18 protein-coding genes are annotated in these 18,766 nt (G+C 42.1%); 12 read left to right on the top strand and 6 right to left on the bottom strand.

The window, feature by feature from the left end:
• Positions 1 to 30 precede the first annotated feature (30 nt).
• From dnaJ to hrcA, 3 genes are read right to left on the bottom strand one after another with little or no spacing between them, the layout of a single operon-like run.
• Positions 31 to 1,146 carry a molecular chaperone DnaJ gene (gene dnaJ, locus NZ875_01190; protein ID MCS7174352.1) on the bottom strand — a complete coding sequence of 372 codons (1,116 nt, stop codon included), beginning with the start codon at positions 1,144 to 1,146 and terminating at the stop codon, positions 31 to 33.
• Entirely contained in the window at positions 1,130 to 1,645 is a 516-nt protein-coding gene (locus NZ875_01185) for a nucleotide exchange factor GrpE (protein ID MCS7174351.1), read from the bottom strand. The genes dnaJ and NZ875_01185 overlap by 17 nt, the downstream gene beginning before the upstream one ends.
• Positions 1,646 to 1,668: 23 nt before the next feature.
• The gene (gene hrcA, locus NZ875_01180) at positions 1,669 to 2,691 is read right to left on the bottom strand and encodes a heat-inducible transcriptional repressor HrcA (protein MCS7174350.1); all 1,023 of its coding nucleotides are present in this window, start codon (positions 2,689 to 2,691) and stop codon (positions 1,669 to 1,671) included.
• A 102-nt stretch (positions 2,692 to 2,793) separates the two neighbouring features.
• On the opposite strand from hrcA, the gene NZ875_01175 reads away from it, so the two are divergent.
• The 4 genes from NZ875_01175 to NZ875_01160 are packed head-to-tail and all read left to right on the top strand — an operon-like array spanning position 2,794 to position 7,436.
• A complete protein-coding gene (locus NZ875_01175) occupies positions 2,794 to 4,275 on the top strand; it encodes a UDP-N-acetylmuramoyl-L-alanyl-D-glutamate--2,6-diaminopimelate ligase (GenBank protein MCS7174349.1) in 1,482 nt (493 codons plus the stop codon).
• Positions 4,268 to 5,533 (top strand): UDP-N-acetylmuramoyl-tripeptide--D-alanyl-D-alanine ligase, encoded by a 1,266-nt coding sequence (murF, locus tag NZ875_01170; protein MCS7174348.1) that lies wholly within the window; start codon positions 4,268 to 4,270, stop codon positions 5,531 to 5,533. The genes NZ875_01175 and murF overlap by 8 nt, the downstream gene beginning before the upstream one ends.
• Entirely contained in the window at positions 5,530 to 6,438 is a 909-nt protein-coding gene (gene mraY / locus NZ875_01165) for a phospho-N-acetylmuramoyl-pentapeptide-transferase (GenBank protein MCS7174347.1), read from the top strand. Before murF ends, mraY begins: the two co-directional genes overlap by 4 nt.
• Positions 6,435 to 7,436, top strand: a complete 1,002-nt coding sequence (locus NZ875_01160; GenBank protein MCS7174346.1) for a hypothetical protein — start codon at positions 6,435 to 6,437, stop codon at positions 7,434 to 7,436. Before mraY ends, NZ875_01160 begins: the two co-directional genes overlap by 4 nt.
• Here the strand turns inward: NZ875_01160 and NZ875_01155 are convergent.
• Together NZ875_01155 and NZ875_01150 are read right to left on the bottom strand one after the other, a co-directional pair.
• A complete protein-coding gene (locus NZ875_01155; protein MCS7174345.1) occupies positions 7,420 to 7,662 on the bottom strand; it encodes an acyl carrier protein in 243 nt (80 codons plus the stop codon). The two genes, NZ875_01160 and NZ875_01155, sit on opposite strands and share 17 nt — an antisense overlap.
• Before the next feature lie 177 nt (positions 7,663 to 7,839).
• Positions 7,840 to 8,634 (bottom strand): DUF72 domain-containing protein, encoded by a 795-nt coding sequence (locus NZ875_01150; protein ID MCS7174344.1) that lies wholly within the window; start codon positions 8,632 to 8,634, stop codon positions 7,840 to 7,842.
• 47 nt (positions 8,635 to 8,681) lie between these two features.
• Here NZ875_01150 and NZ875_01145 point away from each other — a divergent pair, with 47 nt between their 5' ends.
• The 8 genes from NZ875_01145 (at position 8,682) to alaS (ending at position 17,682) form a co-directional block, all read left to right on the top strand.
• Positions 8,682 to 9,530: a deoxyribonuclease IV gene (locus NZ875_01145; GenBank protein ID MCS7174343.1), complete on the top strand. Its 849-nt coding sequence runs from the start codon at positions 8,682 to 8,684 to the stop codon at positions 9,528 to 9,530.
• Positions 9,531 to 11,189, top strand: coding sequence for an NFACT family protein (locus NZ875_01140; protein ID MCS7174342.1), 1,659 nt, complete (start codon positions 9,531 to 9,533; stop codon positions 11,187 to 11,189).
• Between the two features lie 63 nt (positions 11,190 to 11,252).
• On the top strand, positions 11,253 to 12,020 hold the full coding sequence (locus tag NZ875_01135; GenBank protein MCS7174341.1) for an ABC transporter permease: 768 nt from the start codon (positions 11,253 to 11,255) through the stop codon (positions 12,018 to 12,020).
• A gap of 11 nt (positions 12,021 to 12,031) precedes the next feature.
• A complete protein-coding gene (locus NZ875_01130; GenBank protein MCS7174340.1) occupies positions 12,032 to 12,958 on the top strand; it encodes an ABC transporter ATP-binding protein in 927 nt (308 codons plus the stop codon).
• A 61-nt stretch (positions 12,959 to 13,019) separates the two neighbouring features.
• On the top strand, positions 13,020 to 13,574 hold the full coding sequence (frr, locus tag NZ875_01125) for a ribosome recycling factor (protein ID MCS7174339.1): 555 nt from the start codon (positions 13,020 to 13,022) through the stop codon (positions 13,572 to 13,574).
• A 23-nt stretch (positions 13,575 to 13,597) separates the two neighbouring features.
• Positions 13,598 to 14,248, top strand: coding sequence for a polyprenyl diphosphate synthase (uppS, locus tag NZ875_01120; protein MCS7174338.1), 651 nt, complete (start codon positions 13,598 to 13,600; stop codon positions 14,246 to 14,248).
• Positions 14,245 to 15,063, top strand: a complete 819-nt coding sequence (locus tag NZ875_01115; GenBank protein ID MCS7174337.1) for a phosphatidate cytidylyltransferase — start codon at positions 14,245 to 14,247, stop codon at positions 15,061 to 15,063. The genes uppS and NZ875_01115 overlap by 4 nt, the downstream gene beginning before the upstream one ends.
• A 12-nt stretch (positions 15,064 to 15,075) precedes the next feature.
• Positions 15,076 to 17,682: an alanine--tRNA ligase gene (gene alaS / locus NZ875_01110; protein MCS7174336.1), complete on the top strand. Its 2,607-nt coding sequence runs from the start codon at positions 15,076 to 15,078 to the stop codon at positions 17,680 to 17,682.
• Between the two features lie 28 nt (positions 17,683 to 17,710).
• On the opposite strand, the gene NZ875_01105 is transcribed toward alaS, so the two are convergent.
• Positions 17,711 to 18,766 (bottom strand): ABC transporter permease, encoded by a 1,056-nt coding sequence (locus tag NZ875_01105; GenBank protein MCS7174335.1) that lies wholly within the window; start codon positions 18,764 to 18,766, stop codon positions 17,711 to 17,713.

The raw sequence follows: 18,766 nt of genomic DNA, 5'->3' as shown, positions 1-18,766 counted from the left end.
TGAATTTTGGTAAAAATTGCTAAAAACTAGTTATAATACATCTACACCCCTCATTCTAGCTATCTGCTTGAGGAGTTCTGCTTCTTTCCCAGAGATATCATCCGGTATTTTCACATTCACCGTGATATACAGATCGCCGCGCCTGCCAGTTCTCAATGATGGAGCACCTTCACCTTTCAGTCTAAACATGGTCCCAGGCTGTGTACCAGGTGGTATTCTCAGCATCGTCGAACCACCATCTGGAAGATCAATACGAACGGTCGTGCCAAGGATGGCCTGCAAGTAATCTATCGTTATCTCCGCGTAAATATCGTCGTCTTGACGTCTGAATTTTTTGCTTGGTTTCACATGCACGATCACATAAAGATCACCGTATGGACCACCACCGTATCCTGCATTGCCCCCACCTTCTACTTTGAGCTTTGTGCCATCGGTGACACCAGCAGGTATATTGACCACCGTTCGTACCCTCTTCTTCAACCTCCCAGTTCCCCCACAAACGTGGCACTTTTCTTTGATAACACGACCGCTACCACCACACATCGAGCATGTCCTTGTGCTCACGAACACTCCAAAAACACTTCTCCGTTCTTCTCTGAGTATTCCAGATCCGTGGCACCTCGGACAGGTTTGATAACCGCTTCCAGGTTCTATACCTTCACCGTGGCAATGGTCGCACATTTCATACCTCTCGTACTCGATCGGTACTTGCTTACCAACGAGCGATTCAGAAAAATCTATTTCGACCGTGATACTGATATCTTCACCTGCCCTACGTCTTGCAGCTTTCTGAGCCTCTTGAGTCGATCCTCTCTCACCGAAAAAAATATCGAACACATCACGACCAAAGAAACTCTCAAAATCTCTGAATATGTCCTCGAAGGTGGTGGATGAAGCCTGCTGTGAAAAATCATGTTCACCAACGTAACCAAATCTATCGTACATAGCTCGTTTCTGAGGATCACTCAAAACCTCGTAAGCTTCCTGGATCTCCTTGAATTTCTCCTCGGCTTCTTTTTTATTCTCAGGATGCAAGTCTGGATGCCACTGTTTTATCAGCTTTTTATAGGCTTTTTTTATTTCCTCCTCAGAAGCGTCCCTAGATACTCCCAAAATAGCGTAATAGTCTTTATACTGCCTTGGCACTTTCTTCACCTCTTATAGGTTTTACCGAAACTTTGACTTTCGCAGGTTTTAGGATTTTAGTGTGATACTTATAACCGCTTTCAACAACTTCGAGGATATCGTATTCTTCTCTCTCGTTGCTCTCTATTCTCTCGACAGCTTCATGTTCAAAAGGATCGAATTTTTGACCCACTTCTATTTTGAAGAAGCCCTCATCGTTCAGAACTTTCCATAATTTTCGGTGAATCATTTTCATACCTTTGTAGAAATCTTCATAAGATCCACCTGATTCGACTATTGAGAATGCTCGATCCATGTCATCGAGCACAGGAATAAGCTTTGCAAGCAAGTACTCATTGGCATTTTTGAGGATCATCTCACGCTCCCTGAGCGAATCTTTTCTGAAGTTCTCAAACTGAGCTTTCAGTTCTTTAAGATGCTTTAACAATTCTTCCTTCTCCTTTGAAAGCTTTTCGATCAAATTTTCTTCTGTTAGAGCTTGCTTTTTATCTTCAATCATTCCGTTTGCTTTTTCGTTCTCAATCATCTTTCCACCTCCCTTGTCACAACGGTGAAGTACTCAGTGAGTCTACTTGTGACATATGTCAAAACGTTCATTATTTCTTCGTACTTTACCACCTTTGAGGTGATTATCAAGACCTTGCCCATAGGCTCATCCGCCTTGCGATAAGAATCGACGAAAACAGAAAATCTTTCCATTCCTTCTATGCCGTGCTCGCTTCCTATGAAGACCGCGGGAGTCTCACTAACTCTCGACAAGAAAGATTTGATCGAAGTATCATCCGAAAAAAACTTGGACAAACTTCTGATCTCATCTATGTTAAACTTTTCACTACTCACGAGAACGTCGAGTCCTACTTTTATCATACTGCTTCTGAGATCATCTCTCATCGAACTGATCAGTTCTTCCGAAAGATCTATTAGAGATTCATCCCAGTCATTTTCAAAAACACCTCCTAAAGGATTCTCGATACTTCGACCCTTTAACACGTGATTCAAAAGCGCCTCAAGCTTTGTATGATCAATACTTTCAAAAGTACGGAACGGCATAAACTTTATCAATCCCAGTTCCGTCACCACCGATACTAGGTAATGATCGGAAGTAATCGGAGTTACAATCGCTCTAAGCACTTTCAATCGTCCTGTATCTGGCTTCTCCAAAATCACAACTCCTTTAGTCATACGAGCCAGAGCGATTGTAGCTCCTTCCAGTATCTTCTCCATATCGCCGTAGGTCATCGGATAGCGTACGTCCACTTGGTGAGATTTTTGTGCGTAATCTTTGGCAATTTTCAGGGTTTCATCAACGTAGAATCTGAAACCTTTATCTGTTGGAATTCTGCCAGCTGAAGTGTGCGGTTGATACAAGTATCCCAAGTATTCAAGTTTTCTCAAATCGTTTCTCACCGTCGCACCACTGCACGACAAATTTGACACGTTCAGAACGTGTTCCGAACTGATCGGTTTTCTAGTCAAGATGTATTCCCTCACGACACAATAGAGTATCTTCCGTTGCCTTTCGTTTACTCGGGATTCTCTCCTCATATTATCACTCACATATGTTGAGTGCTAATTTCAGCATAACATATCTCATCGTCCTTGTCAAGGCGATAAGAAGGTATTACAATTTCGAGTAGAGGTGATTGGGTGCAAATTGAAAAAGTGATCGAATCGTTGAGGCCTATACTCGTAGATATCAAATTCAACGGCAAGCTGGTTGATAGTGTCACTGATATAGTGAACAACTCCAGTCAAGTCAAACGAGGTTGTTTATTCATATGTCATCGAGGCAAAAAGTTTGATTCACACGAGATAGCTCAAGAAATTTACAACAAGGGTGCCGCTCTGCTTGTATCGGATCGCCCTCTCAATTCAACGATACCACATTTGATAGTTAGCGACACAAGGCTCGCTGAAGCGATCCTCGCAGATTGCTTTTACGATAGACCGTATGTTAAACTTCTGGTTGCTGGTGTTACCGGAACCAACGGTAAAACAACCAGTGTTCATTTGTTCCATCATGTACTACGTAGCCTATCGAGTGAAGGTAGTCTACTTGGAACTGTATATTACGATATTCTGGGAGAACCGAGATTTCACCACGATAATACCACACCGAATGCCATTGAAATCTTGAAGGCGATGCGTAAGACAGTCGACAGGGGTGGTACTCATTTTGCGATGGAAGTTTCTTCGCACGCATTGGCGTTGAAACGCGTTGAAACTGTGAGATTTGATATAGCTGCTTTGACAAACATAACGAGAGATCATTTAGATTTCCATCAAACATTTGAAGAATACGTACAAGCAAAATTACACATCTTTGATCTGCTAAAGGAAAGTGGAATCGCATTGATCAGTGATGATTATGCTCACCTTTTGAAAAGAAAAGTCAGAAAAATTGTTTATGGCGTCTCGCAACAAAGTGATTATCGCATTCAGAACGTCGAAATCAGTAAGCATGGAACGAGGTTTGAAATAGATTGCCGTGTGGGAAAATACAAGCTTTGGATACGGATTCCAGGTTATCACAACGCGTACAATGCTACTTTAGTCTTCGCTGGTTTAGTGGAACTTGGTTATGACCCCAACGATGTCTCAAACGCAATTGCTTCGTTTGAAGGAGTAGATGGTAGGTTTCAATTCATACAGGAGGGTGCACTTTTAGGTATAGATGTCGTTGTGGATTTTGCACACAGTCCAGACGCTCTTGAAAAAACTTTGATTACCGCGAAACATTTAGCGAGCGGTAGGATCATCACTGTTTTCGGCGCAGGCGGACAAGCTGATAGAGGTAAAAGGCCAATGATGGCTCAAGTGGTGTGTGCTTACTCGGATGTGGCCATTATAACTACAGACGATCCGAGAGGTGAAGATCCATACGAAATTCTTGCTGAAGTGGAACGGGGTGTCCCACCAGGGGCTGCGTACTTAGTGATACCAGATCGCCGTGAAGCTATCGAAACGGCCATCACGCTCGCCAACAGAGGCGACATGGTTATCATCGCTGGTAGGGGACATGAAGAGTACCAGATTTTCACCGATGAAAGAAAGGTGCCATTTAAGGATGCAGATGTCGTGAGAGAATTGATTCTTCAAGAGTATCAGAGGGAAAAAAGACATGTTTGAAAACGCAAAATTCGTTATCGATTCACGTGAAGCGTTTGAAGGATGCGTTTTTGTAGCGCTCAAAGGTGAAAAAACGGATGGACATCTCTACGTTAATGAAGCTCTCGGCAAAGGAGCTGTTCTGGCTGTAGTAGAACGTGAAGTTGACGTACCAAAAGAAAAATTGTTCTTTGTGAGAAATACGAGAATCTTCCTTCAAGAACTCGCGGCGCAGAAACTGAGTCGTTATAATCCGACCATCGTCGGTATCACTGGTTCGAACGGCAAAACCACAACAAAGGAAATGATCTACAAATGTCTCGACAGTGGCCTCGCCTTCAGGAATCCTGGGAATTTAAACACGGAAATAGGTCTGCCCTTGGCCGTGCTCAACGATTATGAAGGTCAAAAATATGCGATTCTGGAAATGGCGATGAACAAGCCAGGAGACATAACCACTTTGTGTCGAATCGCTCAGCCGCATGTTGCTGTTCTTCTGAACGTTGGTACAGCACACAGAGGTGTCGCGGGTGGTACTGAGCAGATATTGACTGGAAAGCTCGAAATAGTTCAGAATATGCACAAAGATGGTATCGCCATTGTGCACAGTGATCAAAGGATTCTTGAAAGAATTAAGGAACGGAACGTCATAACCTTTGGCTTTCAAAAAGGTGATTACTATCTCGACAATTACACGTATGAGTCCCTTTCTACAGTGGCATTTTATCGAACTCCAAATGGCTCGAAAGTGCTGCGCTTTTCGACCATTTTCAACGTAGGACAACTGATCAATGTCGCTGCAGTTCTCGCAGTTTTTGATGTGTTAAAGCTAGAAGTTGACCTCTCTAAACTGGAGAACTTCGTGCCCGTAACTGGTAGGTTCAAAGTTCAACAGATTGAAGGAGTTTATATCATCGATGATACTTACAATGCTAGTTTAGAGTCATTCAAAGTGGCGGTAGAAACTTTGAAAAAACTTGGGAAGAAAACGTATGCTGTTGTTGGCTCGATAAAGGAACAAGGTAGTTTCTCCGAAGAAACACACAAAGAACTCGGCAAGATTCTTGAACAACTCGATGGTGTGTTTGTGTATAACATCGATCACGAAATTGATACCATGGAATGCTCCAAAATTGTTCTGAGGAGTGATCAACCAGATGTCATAGTTTCGAAACTAAGGAGCTTACTTAATCCAAAAGATGCCGTACTTTTCAAAGCATCACGTGCGATCGCCATGGAGAATGTTTTGAAACTTTTTACAGGGGGAAGTACAGTATGAAATATTTTCTTGCCACCTTTCTTCCATGTGTTTTGTTATACCCACTTTTGATAAAGCTTTTTAAAGCACTTCACGTAGGTCAGTTCATTAGAGAAGAAGGGCCAGATCTGCATGGTTACAAGGCTGGCACTCCAACTATGGGTGGCATACTGTTCGCAATCTTTGGCGCCACTTCTTGCTTCATATTTGGATATCACATAGATGCCCTCGCAATCATACTGTTTTCAGCCATAGGGTTTCTAGATGATTTGCTCAGCGTGATAAAAAAAAGATCGCTCGGTTTAAGAGCTTGGCAGAAGTTCTCACTTCAAGTTCTTTCCGCGATAGTTCTTTTATTGCTGATTAAACCAAGCAATGCTGGCATCGTCATTCCGTTTATTGAGAAACGCTTAGAGCTTGGGGGCTTCTACTGGGTATTTGCTATTCTGTTGATAACGGGTCTTAGCAATGCATCGAATCTGACTGATGGTTTGGACGGTCTTGCGGCGAGTGTGTTCCTCACGATAGCCATTCCGTATTGGTTCTTAGTCGGAAAGCATGCAGATTCACTGATTTTACTCTCGTTATGTCTCATGGCGTTTCTCTTTTACAACATCAAACCTGCGAAGATAATCATGGGTGATACAGGCTCATTAACGCTCGGCGCTCTGATAGCCGTTGTCTCCATCAGAACATCTACTGAGATGATCGCATTACTTTGCTCGAGCGTTTTTATCATTGAAACTCTCAGTGTGATGATACAAGTGAGCAGTTACAAGTTGTTCAAAAAAAGAGTCTTCAAAATGTCTCCGATCCATCATCATTTCGAGCTGATCGGTTGGCGCGAGGAGAGAATAGTACAGATTTTCTCACTAGTTAATTTGACAATCTCAGTTTTTGTTCTGCTTGGAGAAAGGTTGGGATGAAAAAACTCGTTCTCATCTTCCCCCTTTTTTCGTGTTTTCTCTTCGCACACGAGATCATACCAATTGGTGTGGGTTACGGATATACAAAGATGACCCTCAACGAGGGTATCATTTGCCTAGTTAGATCTAGGCCAGCTTCAGTTTTGATCCTCACCGATACGGGTCAGTTCCTTTCAGAAATATCGTCAGGTCTTTCTTACCCAACCTGGGCGGTTCACCATGCTGGAAACGTATATGTGAACGATTACCATAGAGAAAGTGTGGTCGTTTACACAATCTTTGGAAAATTTGTGAAACGAATCCAAGTTGGAAACTATCCCACAGTAGCAAAAATAGCTCAAAGAAACCTCTACGTTGTGTGTTCTAAGGAACCTAGCTTGTATGTGATAGATCTTGAAACACTACAGGTAAAGGATAAATTCGTTTTTGATTCTCCCACACTGTACTTTGAAATAGTGGGAGAAAATATTGTGTATCTTTACTATTATGCTATGGACAAGACGCTCGAATTTATCGGTTCGGAGAGGAAGATTGTTTCTATCAGAGATTTCAGAACCCCAATCAAATGTGTACAAAAGCTCGGAAAAATTTATTTACTTGGGTATATGGACGGTAAACTCGCCTGTCTCGATTCATCTGGCAGAATACTCTGGCAGCAAAACTTGGACGATTTAGCTCGTGATATGCTCGTCACGGAAGATTTCATAGTAGTCACAAGCCTTGCACAACCAAGAATAACCCTGCTTGACCATTCTGGAAAGATCAGAAAATATCTAGAATTACCCAATCCAACACATCGATTAGAGCAAATACGTGGTACGATTATTGCACTCAACCATGCACCTGGCGAACTCTACCTCGTTGATTCCGGATCTGGAAAAATCGAAACAATAAAGATTGGTGATTATGCTGTAGAGATGTGCAAAACAGCTGATGAAAGACTAATTGTTCTATGTTCTGATTCTGGAGAACTTTATTTGATCAAGCTTTCGCTTTGACTATATAATCAACTATATCTTTCACTGTAGAAATTTTTTGAAGCTTGTCATCGGCGATTTTAACACCAAATTCCTCTTCGAAGGCCATAACCAGATCAACGAGATCCAAAGAATCTGCTCCCAGGTCATCGATAAGCTTACTTTCTTCTTTGATCTGGCTCTCTTTGACTCCAAGCTTATCCGACAATATTTTGTTTACCATTGCAAGAATTTCTTTTCGGTCCATTTTTCCGACCTCCCAATAACCGAGTGTTCAGCAGAAATTATAGATTGGGAGCAGAATTCCGTCAAATGAGTTTTTTTCTTCCTTTGTATTTTTTATGACAGTAGAAAGATAGAGGGTAACACACATCACCTTTTGCGAGGAAATTTCAAGTTCGACACAGCATTGAAAGTGTCAGAATCAGCTTTCAAAAAGAATGTTTTCAATGATATGACGCAGGTTTATAGCATCTCGAACGGCATTGCCCCGATAGCAGTTGTTGAAAAATACGAAAACATCCGAAGCTCTCTGCGCCAGTCTGATGACATCTTTCGCAAAATTGCTGATCTCTTCCACACTATATTTGTAATTGTAACGTTCCCCTTCAGTTGCTGTGAACCAATTTTTGTTTCTCCCATGGAACCTGAAATAAGCTTTATCACTGGTGGTAATAGGAACGTATGGAAACAATTCACGCAAGTTTGGTTCGTCAACAACCACGAAAGTAAAACCGCAGGATTCCAATAATTTGTATATTCCTTCGTTGTTCCAAGAAGAGTGTCTGAACTCGACAGCCGTCGGTAGCCCTATCTTCTCACGAATCAGCTGCAGATATTGTCTATTTTCAGGTGTGTCCCTGAATGAATATGGAAACTGTGCGAGTAACATTTTCAATCTGTTTTCCTCGACCATGGGAATTAAGGCGTCGAGTAATTTTTTCACATCGTCTTGTGGAAAACTTTGTGATTTCCAACCTTCATGCGTGACCGAGGCTGGTAATTTAACGGAAAAAACAAAGTGACTAGGTGTTCTCCTAAGCATCGATACGATTGTTTTGTAACTAGGTGATGCGTAATAAGTAAAGTTCAGTTCTACAGCGTTGAAGCTCCATACATGACAGTAGTATTTCAGCATATCAGGTTTAGAAATGTCCTTTGGATAAACCTCACCTATCCAATCTGGGAAAGAATAACCACTTGTACCTACGTATATCAATGTAATACCTCCAGGGACTATGTTATCATTCTCTACAGGTGATGAATTTGATAAAGATCGGCGCGCACATGCCAATTAGTGAGGGATTTGAAAAGGTTCCAGAGTTAACAGTACAGATAGGTGGCAATTGTTTTCAAATATTTCCGCACAGCCCACGAATGTGGAGCGCCAGAATACCTTCGAAAAGGAGCTGTGAACTTTTCAAATCTGCTATGGAAAAATATGGTATCGATTTCAACGATGCTTTTTGCCACACAGGTTATCTCATAAACCTTGCCAGTCCCAACGATGAAAATTGGACCAAATCAGTTCAACTACTGATAGTGGAAGGTAAGATTTGCGAAGCTCTAGGTATAAAATTTCTCAATGTGCATCCTGGTAGTCATACTGGGGCAGGTGAAGAATTCGGTTTCAAGCGCATCGTAAGTGCGATTGATGAGTTTTTAAGGAACACAGAACAAACGATGCTACTTTTGGAAAATGTATCCCCAAAGGGTGGAAACATTGGATACAATTTCGATCAAATGAAGAGAATCATAGACTCATCGTGCGATCCTAGCAGGATCGGCATCACCTACGATACTTGCCACGGATTTGACTCGGGTTACGATATCACCACCAAAGATGGTGTCCAGAGACTATTGCATGAGATCGATGTCAAAATCGGGCTTAACAAATTGAAAATGATCCACTTAAATGATTCCAAAGCACCACTTGGTCAGCCCACAGACAGGCATGAAAACATAGGGAAGGGATTCATAGGAGAGAGAGGTTTTAAAGTTTTTCTGAGCTTCGAAGAGATCCAGAAAGTTCCATGGATACTAGAAACACCGGGTGACGAAACCGAACATGCTCAAGACATAAACAAAGTCAAAGAAATCATAGGACTGGTATGAATGATCGACGCGTTCGTACTTCGAAAATTAGTTTGCGAATTTTCCAATCTGAGAGGAGAAACTCTTAGGCAAATCCATCAATCCGGGCAGTTCTGTATCTATTTGATCTTTCAACATGCCACGGTGAGGATCTGTGTTGAATCTGGCTTTACTCATGTATGTCTCGCAGAGAAAGAAGATTTTTCTAACCAGAATCTATCTACCTTCGTTACATTTGCACGAGCGCGTCTTAGAAACGCTAGATTGAAAGATGTGAGGCAAGTAGATTTGGATAGAATAGTTTGCTTCACCTTCGACAAAATAGACGAGACAGGAAACAAGCACGAGTATGAACTTTATGTTGAACTTTTTGGCAGCCGATCGAACTTGATCTTGGTTGAGAATGGCTTGGTGCTCGACGATTTCAGATCTTTCGTAGAGAAAAACAACGCATATGTGCTTAAACCAACGAAAGTGAATCTTCTTGAAGAACGCGAATTGAAATTTGAAGGCAATACGATGCTATCCAAGTACATCGTAGAAAGCATTGCTGGGTTCTCTAAATTAACCGCTCAAGAAGTTCTTCAACGCGCGTTCGTTGATGATAAACCACTCAGTTCACTCAACGAGAAAGAAAAAGTAGCATTAAAACTGGCTATTGTTTCTATCATCGATGATTTTGAAAAATCACCATGTTATGTCTACGAAATCGATGGAAAGCGTTTTGTCTTCGCTTATCCTTTGAAAACCCTCGGGGAACCGCTTTCAGAATACAGTTCAGTTTCACGTGCTGTGGACGAAGCTTACAATTGGAATTTAAGGAAAACTAGGATGGACAGATTGCGCCAAAAACTCTTAAGAGTGATTGATGAGCAATTAAAAAAACAGCAGCGCTTACTAGATACCTTATTAGAAGAGCTGAAGGAGTGTGAAAAAGCAGAAATTTACAAACGATACGGGGAATTGCTCAAGTACGTGAGTGAAAAAGACAGAAAAGGTGAACAAGTCTTGTGTGTGGATTGGGAGACCAACCAGACCGTGGTTGTACCACTAATGGAGGGCAAGAATGTGAAACAGAGTGCACAAATGTATTTTGAGCGTTATAAAAAATTGAGAGAAAAGGATCAAATACTCAGAACAAGGATTCAGAAGCTTCAGAATGAAAATCAATATTTAGAGCAAATGCGTTACACAGTCGAAGCAGCTGAAACGTTGGAAGATCTTGAGGAGATAGAAGAAGAACTCGCCGAGGTCGATCTCATTCAAAAAAGTAGTATCAAGAGGGAAAAAACACAAAAAGAGACTAAGGAGACGCAATTCAGGAAGTTCATCTACGACGGTTTTACGATCTTAGTAGGTAAGAACAACAAACAGAATGAAGCGCTCATTAAAAAAGCTAGCGATTCTGATGTATGGTTACACGTTCAACAATCTCCTGGTGCCCATGTTGTGATACGCACAGAAGGAAGACAAGTGCCAGAGCATGTTCTCTTATGTGCAGCTTCTATTGCTGTTTATTACTCTAAAGCTCGATATTCCTCTAATGTGCCTGTTGATTATACTCTCATAAAAAATGTCCATAAGCCAAAAGGCTCACCCCCAGGCATGGTCCTCTACACCAACTATGAAACCGTCTTTGTGAACCCCCTCGATCCCGAATCAATCAAAATTTTTGAGTAGTATCTTGACAAATATGAGAAAAATGCTAATATATTTTTCAGAATCATAAGAGGGGGTTTAAAAATGTGGAGGGCATTTCTCGCAAACTTTGAAAAAAGTTTTGCAGAATTTCGAAGATATTACTTCAACTCCATCTCAAGCATAGCTACATTTTTGATATTTTTCTATCTACTCTTTTTCGGTGTGAAAGCTGTCGGCGGTTCAACGTTGAATTTATCTTCGACTTTAGATGGCATCATCGTCGGTTATTTCATGTGGATCATGTTCATCTTTTCTTTTCAAGGAGTCGCTTGGGGAATAATCGAAGAAGCGCAACGTGGTACACTAGAGCAAGTTTTTTCTTCCCCGATAGCCTTTGAGTACCAGATGTTTTTCAGAATGATTTGTGATTTTCTCTTCAACGTCGCGCTCGCCATTCCGCTTATGTACTTCGTGGCTTTCACAACTAACAGGAAAATAGGTTTCGATCTCCCAACGTTGCTTTATCTTTTGATAGCAGGAACTGTCTCGGCACTCGGTATCGGCATGGTACTCGGAGGAATTGCGCTCATCTTCAAAAGAATTTCTTCCTTCATTCAAATTGTGACTATCGGTTCGTTGTTCTTCACCATGTTTGAAACAAATTCTTTCTGGCACAGGCTGCTTCCAATGTCCCAAGCCAGCTCAATGATGCGAGCGCTAGCTATAAGCAACGTGAAGTTTTACCAATTCAATTTTGTGTCCCATTCGATACTATGGTGTACAGCTTTGGGCTATCTCACAATCGGTTTCATCTCCTTCAAATATTTTGAAAAGCGCGCAATGATTTCAGGAAGCCTCTCACAGTATTGAGGTGGTAATCGATGGTAGAAGTCCTCAATCTCGTTAAGAGTTATTTCAAGAGAGGTTCTAAAGAGAAAATTAAAGCTGTAGATAACGTGAGTTTCAATATCAAACTGAGGGAAATATTTGCTCTGCTCGGTCCGAACGGTGCAGGAAAAACAACGATAATCAAAAGCGTGTGTGGTTTGATCATTCCAGACTCTGGTGAGATAAGGATAAAAGGTCATAGCGTCCTCAAAGAGAGATCAAAGGCTCTTTCACAAATCAGTGCCGTTTTGGAAGGCAACAGAAATCTGTATTGGCGAATGAGTGTGTTGGAAAACATGAGATACTTTGCTGGTATCCGTGGAAAAAAACTGACTAAATCGAAAGCTCTCGAGATATTGTCAATAGTGGGTCTAGAAGAACAAGCAAATCAATTAGTTCACTCCCTCTCGAGAGGAACACAACAAAAAGCCGCTATTGCTGTGTGCCTAGCCTGCGATACCGAAGTTCTCCTGCTGGATGAACCTACTCTAGGCTTGGACGTTCACTCCGCTGTAGAATTCAGATCCATCCTGAGATCGTTGAAAGAGCAGGGCAAAACGATTCTGCTTTCCACACACGATATGAATCTTGTGGAAGCCGTTGCAGACCGCGTAGCTATAATGAACAAAGGAAAGATAGTGGTATGCGAAGAAAAACAAAAGCTTGTCGACATTTTTACCGCGAGAACTTATCGATTAAAATTATTCTGCGACAACGAGTCCAAGCAACGTCTCAAAGCATTAGGTTTCGATGGTTGGATTGAAGATGGAAATCTAATCGAACTTCAGATAAACCTCCCATCATCACGAAAGCTCTACGATTTGATCGACACTTTCAGATCGAACAACATTGAGATAGAGAGCATAGAAAAAGAGATGGTGAACTTCGAAAAGATATTCATCAGCTACACCCGTGAATAAGGCTCCTCAAGTGCATGGTATAATCCACGAAGGTGAGCAACGCAAATGAGGAGGGAATCGCATGCGTCATCCCATCGTCAAGAGTGCTGAGGAGCGAATGAATAAATCGATTGAAAAGATTTCCGAGGAGCTGAAGAGAATCAGAACAGGCCGTGCAAGCCCAGCAATACTGGAGGAGATCAAGGTTGATTACTATGGTGCCCCTACCTCAATAAACCAACTCTCAACAGTAAAAGTTGAAGAAAGGTCTCTCATCATACAACCCTGGGACAAATCGATGCTCTCGTCTATCGAGAAAGCTATTTTTGCTTCCGACATTGGTCTAACACCTATCAACGATGGTAACGTCATAAGACTCGTTTTTCCAACTCCCACCACCGAGCAAAGGCAAAAATGGGTCAAAAAAGCAAAAGAGATCGCAGAGCAAGGAAAGATAGCCATCAGAAACATAAGAAGAGACGTACTGAAAGAACTAAAACAAATGGAGGATAGTGGAAAAATTTCAGAAGATGATGCCAAAAGGTTGGAAAAGGAAATACAAGATCTCACTGATAAAAAAATAGAAGAAATAGAAAAACTGTTCGAGAAGAAAGAAAAGGAGATCATGGAAATTTGAAACCCATACACGTCGGCATCATAATGGATGGTAACGGTAGATGGGCGCAGAAGCGAGGCCTACCTAGAGTCGAAGGACATCGAAGGGGCGCTTTGAAAGCTGAAAAAGTTGTGGAATGGGCTGCAGAGTTTGGAATAAAATACATCACGTTGTATGCCTTTTCTACAGAAAACTGGAAACGGCCTAAAGAAGAGGTTGAATACCTTTTTTCTTTACTCGTAAAACTTCTCAGGCAAAAGCTGAGAAAAATACTTGAACGAGGAGTTAGACTCAGATTCACCGGAGCTATTGACGAGCTACCTTCTTCGGTTGCAGATTTCTGTCGAGAATGCGAAGAGAAAACGAAACACAACAACGTGATCCAAGCGATTCTGGCTTTGAATTACGGTGGAAGAAGGGAAATCATAGATGCGTTCAACAAAGCTGTCAAACAGGGTGTGACACACTTCAACGAAGAACTGTTTCGAGATTGGCTATATCTCCCGGATGTACCAGATCCTGATTTAGTGATAAGAACTTCCGGCGAAATGAGAATAAGTAATTTTTTGCTTTGGCAAATCGCCTACAGTGAGCTGTACTTCACGAAGGTTCTGTGGCCAGACTTCACGAAGCAGGATTTTTTAAAAGCTATCGAAGATTATGAAAAGCGTCAAAGGAGGTTCGGGGGGTTGTGACCGTCGAGACAAAAACGAGGTTGATCACCGCGCTGATTGTAGCACCCTTTGTAGTACTTTGTTTCATCAGTTACAAAAGTCTCATAGGTTTGGTTGCGGCCGTGGTACTCCTCGCCTCTTATGAACTTTTGAACATGGCTAGTCGAGAATCTAACGAAAGAACCTTTGTGAAATACGGTGTGGCTATCTCGGTTGGGTTTGTGGTCATACATGGCATCACGGAAGCTCAAAAAGGATTGTTACTCCTTAGCTTGGCATTCGTTCTAACCAACGTACTTGTAATTTTGACACAAAAGAGCATAGAGACAGTTTGGTCAACTGTCATTGCAACCAGTCTTTCTCTCACGTATGTGGCCGGCTGTTTATCGTTTTTCTTCCCAATCTACCTCGAATTTGGCGCAGCCAACGCTTTGCTCAATTTGACTGCAGTGTGGTTGTACGATACTTGCGCTTACTTTGTAGGAACGAGGTGGGGAAAAACCAAGATTTCGAGAAAATTCAGTCCAAACAAAAGCTTGGAGGGAATCATTGGAGGTTTCTTGGGTGCGCTGGTGTTTTCATTCTTGTACAAATTCATCTTTGGCTTCGTTTTCAAAGCGAGAGTTATGCCCTTTTCCTCTCTCGTGATTTTTTCTGTGATCGTCGCTGTGTTCGGTACCTTTGGGGATCTGTTTGAATCCGCATTGAAGCGTTACTTTAAAGTCAAAGATACCGGTAACGTGTTGCCAGGCCATGGAGGTATGCTGGACCGAATAGATGGCCTTCTCTTCGTTACCCCCATTACCTATTACCTTTTATCAATCGGTGTTTTGTGAGGTGATGGAATCTTGACCTCCGATGAGATCAGATCGAGTTTTCTGAGCTTCTTTGAAGCAAAAGGCCACAAAGTGTTGCCGAGCGCATCACTTGTACCAGATGATCCACAACTTTTGTTCACTGTGGCTGGAATGGTACCGTTCAAACCTATCTTCTGGGGTAAAGTTGAACCAATCTACACGCGTGTGGCAACGTGTCAAAAGTGCCTTAGGACTAACGATATAGAAAACGTTGGCCGAACACCACGGCATCACACTTTTTTTGAAATGCTGGGTAATTTCTCCTTTGGAGATTACTTCAAGGAGGAAGCTATACTTTGGGCATGGGAATTCGTTACGCAGGTTCTTAAATTGAGCGAGGATAAACTCTGGGTTACGGTGTATGAAGAAGACGATGAGGCCTTCGAAATTTGGCGAGATCTGGTCGGTGTTCCAGAAAGAAAGATCATTCGAATGGGTAAAGATACCAACTTTTGGGGACCTGCTGGACCAACGGGACCATGTGGTCCTTGTTCAGAGATACATTACGATCTCGGTGTTATGAACGATCACTCAAAGGATGTAGAATGTACGCCTGCAAACAATGACAAAAGATTCCTAGAAATCTGGAACCTCGTCTTCACCGAGTTCTATCAGGACGACAAAGGCAAGTTGCATCCACTACCAAAGAAAAACATCGACACTGGTGCAGGTTTGGAGAGAATATCGGCAGTCGTGCAAAATGTAAAGAGTAACTTTGAAACAGATTTGTTCAAACCCATCATCGAAAGAGAAGAAGAATTGTTTGGTGTCAAGTATGGAAAAGATGAGAACATAGATGTGTCTCTAAGGGTGATCGCAGATCATGCACGAGCGGTTGCCTTCCTCATAGCGGATGGAGTTTTTCCTTCGAACGAAGAGAGAGGTTATGTACTCAGAAGGATACTCCGCAGGGCGGTACGGCACGGTGTTCTGCTGGGAGCAAACAAGCCATTCCTTCACAAAGTGTGCAGAACAGTTATTGAAAGAATGAAAGAAATCTATCCTGAGGTAGAAAGAAAAAGAAATCTCATCGAAGAAATCACAAAATCTGAAGAGGAAAGATTTTTCAATACGATTTCCCAAGGTATACAAATGCTGAATGAAATCATAGAACGTTCAGAAGGATTCATCAGTGGAGAACAATTGTTTAAACTGTATGATACCTACGGATTTCCTCCAGACATAGTTGTCGACGTGGCTAAGGAAAAAGGGTTAAAGGTTGATCTCGATGGTTTCGAAAGATGGATGCAACAACAGAGGGAAAAATCTAAAAGTGCTAAGTTCGATGTTGAGTATGCAAAAGCTGTAGGAGATTATGAAGAACTTGCCAAGGTTCAAAAAACAAATTTCGTTGGATACCAAACTTTAGAGCATGAATCTGTTGTCCTGATGCTTCGCAAGGAAAGAAAAGTTGATTCCGCAGAAGCTGGGGACAAAGTTGAACTTGTAACTGTTGAGACTCCTTTCTACGCTGAACGTGGTGGTCAAATCAGTGATACAGGTCGTATCGTTTGGGATCATGGAGAAGCCTTCGTAGAACATGTTTTTATTCCAACAGAAGGCATCATAGCACACGTGGTGAAAGTAGTTAGAGATACGCTTCGAGTTGGCCAAAGGGTAAAACTGATCGTCGATGAAGGAAGAAGGAAAGCTACCGCAAGGAATCATACGGCGACGCATCTGCTACACGCGGCATTGAGGAGAATATTGGGTGATCACGTCAGGCAGTTCGGCTCGCTGGTCACTCCCGATAAACTCAGGTTTGATTTCACTCACTATGAAGCTTTAACTGAAGAACAGTTGAAAGAAATTGAAGATCTCGTGAACGAAGTGATCCTTAAAGCCGTTCCGGTGAAAATTGAGGAAAAAACTTACAAGGAAGCTGTTGAAGAAGGTGCCACAGCTCTATTCGGGGAAAAGTATGGAGACATCGTGAGAGTAGTAAAAGTTGAAAATTTCAGTGAAGAACTTTGTGGAGGAACCCACGTTTCCAATACGGGCAATATAGGCCTTTTCAAAATAGTTTCAGAAAATGCTGTTTCAGCTGGGGTACGTAGAATCGAAGCTGTAACAGGTTTAAATGCCTTAGGATATGTGAGAAAATTGGAAATAACACTTCAACAAATAGCGGGGTTGATCCAATCCTCAGTGGATGAAGTTCCAAATAGAGTGAAAAATCTACTCAAAGAAAGAGAGCTTCTAGAGAAAGAACTTGAACAGATGAGGACAAAAACTTTGACTTTGCAAATCAAACAATCACCATTCGAGAAAGTGAAAGATGTCAACTTCAAAGCGATCATTCTTCACGATGTAGATCCCTCAACGCTCAGAAACCTTTCTGATGTTGCGATCTCCGGCCAAGATCGAGCTATCGTGGTCATTATTTCAATCCAAGATGAAAAAGTGAACTTCGTCGTGAGGGTATCGAAAGATTTAACGAACAAGATCTCTGCGAATGAACTAGCCCGAATGGGAGCGAGTTTACTGGGTGGCGGTGGTGGTGGACGAGTAGATTTCGCGCAAGCAGGTGGAAAAGATACCAGCAAAATTGAGCAACTTCTACTCCAAATGAAGAAATTGATTCTCGAAAAAATTTGAAAGGGGCCTTTCGGCCCCTTTTTAAGTTTTACATCAGTATCTTTCTTGTTCTCCAACCATGCATCGCGAGTGCGAACGCGATGACTGCATATGCGAGAAACTCTCTAAAGAATTCGCCAACTTGCGGTTGACCAAAAAGCTTGTTACCAGCACTCGGTGCTACAACGAAGAGTGTGTGAAAGAGTAGTACACCAATTATCGCATTCCATATTGTTGCTTTTCGAGTCGACGCTCCTCCCACTAACAAAGCTGCGATCGAAAAGAGACCTATTTGCTCATGACTGTTGTAGGTGTTGATAGTTCCTATATCCTGAAGATAAATGATTTGACCTATGGCTGCCAGAACAGTGGACATGATCACAGCGATGATCCTCACTTTGTTGACCTTTATACCGGCCACCTCGGCGATGTGCATGTCCTGTCCAACAGCTCTGATATCTTGTCCAAGCTTTGTCTTGAACAAAAATGTGATCAGAAAGCACAGAGCAACCACTATCAATAAAGGCACAACAAAAACTCGAACTGTACCGAAACGAACGATCCAAATGTTGTTCAGAGCGGAAGCCAACGTTCCAAATAGATCGACTGTGTTCCTCAATCCGACCCCTTCAGGAAGCAAGAACTGTTTCGTTCTGTACGGTATCAGCGAACCTACGAAGAAGAGAAAAATGAGCTGGTATATTCCATTGGCAAAGAAACCTAAAATCATCGATGTGATCATCTCTCTACCCTTTGCTTTGTTGAGAGTTAGTCCTGCAAGCCAACCCAGAAGTATCGAAATCGCGCTGGCAATGATACACGCGATCAAGATCCCTAAAACACCTTTCACCTTCCAGTCAACCACGAAAAAGAGAGCAGCTTGTCCTGCCATGGCTCCCAGAACGATCCCAAAGTTGAGACCCAAACCGGCGATTATCGGAATGATGAGGGAAAGCACCAAGAAGGTGTTTCTGCTAAGCCTTCTAACTATTTCACTAGCCAAGAAGAGTGTTGGAATTCTCGCTATCAGCACAGCAGATACACAAAGGATAGTGAAAACTATGGGAACTGCGTAAGAGATCAAAATTCTTTTCCATCTCTCCAT

Source organism: Pseudothermotoga sp. (genome assembly GCA_025060105.1).
Classification (GTDB): Bacteria; Thermotogota; Thermotogae; order Thermotogales; family DSM-5069; genus Pseudothermotoga_A.
Note: the sequence above shows the minus strand (reverse complement) of the source record. Positions and strands in the feature narration are given on the sequence as shown.

Bases quoted from the DNA above. Each gene is read 5' to 3' on its own strand.
- NZ875_01185 (MCS7174351.1), bottom strand. From the start codon at position 1,645: ATGATTGAAGATAAAAAGCAAGCTCTAACAGAAGAAAATTTGATCGAA.
- hrcA (MCS7174350.1), bottom strand. From the start codon at position 2,691: ATGAGGAGAGAATCCCGAGTAAACGAAAGGCAACGGAAGATACTCTAT.
- murF (MCS7174348.1), top strand. From the start codon at position 4,268: ATGTTTGAAAACGCAAAATTCGTTATCGATTCACGTGAAGCGTTTGAA.
- mraY (MCS7174347.1), top strand. From the start codon at position 5,530: ATGAAATATTTTCTTGCCACCTTTCTTCCATGTGTTTTGTTATACCCA.
- NZ875_01160 (MCS7174346.1), top strand. From the start codon at position 6,435: ATGAAAAAACTCGTTCTCATCTTCCCCCTTTTTTCGTGTTTTCTCTTC.
- NZ875_01155 (MCS7174345.1), bottom strand. From the start codon at position 7,662: ATGGACCGAAAAGAAATTCTTGCAATGGTAAACAAAATATTGTCGGAT.
- NZ875_01140 (MCS7174342.1), top strand. From the start codon at position 9,531: ATGATCGACGCGTTCGTACTTCGAAAATTAGTTTGCGAATTTTCCAAT.
- NZ875_01135 (MCS7174341.1), top strand. From the start codon at position 11,253: ATGTGGAGGGCATTTCTCGCAAACTTTGAAAAAAGTTTTGCAGAATTT.
- NZ875_01130 (MCS7174340.1), top strand. From the start codon at position 12,032: ATGGTAGAAGTCCTCAATCTCGTTAAGAGTTATTTCAAGAGAGGTTCT.
- frr (MCS7174339.1), top strand. From the start codon at position 13,020: ATGCGTCATCCCATCGTCAAGAGTGCTGAGGAGCGAATGAATAAATCG.
- uppS (MCS7174338.1), top strand. From the start codon at position 13,598: ATGGATGGTAACGGTAGATGGGCGCAGAAGCGAGGCCTACCTAGAGTC.
- NZ875_01105 (MCS7174335.1), bottom strand. From the start codon at position 18,766: ATGGAGAGATGGAAAAGAATTTTGATCTCTTACGCAGTTCCCATAGTT.